Source organism: Bacillus cereus group sp. N21, from assembly GCF_016483395.1.
GTDB classification, from domain to species: domain Bacteria; phylum Bacillota; class Bacilli; order Bacillales; family Bacillaceae_G; genus Bacillus_A; species Bacillus_A pseudomycoides.
Map to the genome: position 1 here is coordinate 1 of NZ_JAEHBX010000348.1, position 265 is coordinate 265.

Genomic DNA, 265 nt, shown 5'->3' on the forward strand with positions numbered 1-265 from the left:
CATCCACTTTCCTTTGACCTTAATATACGTCTCGTCTACTCGCCAAGAATCATTCGTTTTCTTAAGATGACGACGAACTCTCTTATCTAACTCAGGACCATATTGGTGAACCCAACGCATAATCGTTGTATGAGCAATGGATAAGCCCCGTTCCTCCATCATTTCGACTAAATCACGAAAACTGAGGTTGTACCGTAGGTACCATCTTACCGTTAATAAGATAACATCAGGCTGATAATGTTTCCACTTGAATACATGTTCCTTT

The 265-nt window shown here is 40.4% G+C and carries 1 protein-coding gene; it reads right to left on the reverse strand.

Annotated features, from left to right (window positions below):
* A partial coding sequence (locus JDS96_RS31140) for an IS6 family transposase (RefSeq protein ID WP_199669161.1) occupies positions 1 to 265 on the reverse strand: 265 nt, incomplete at both ends.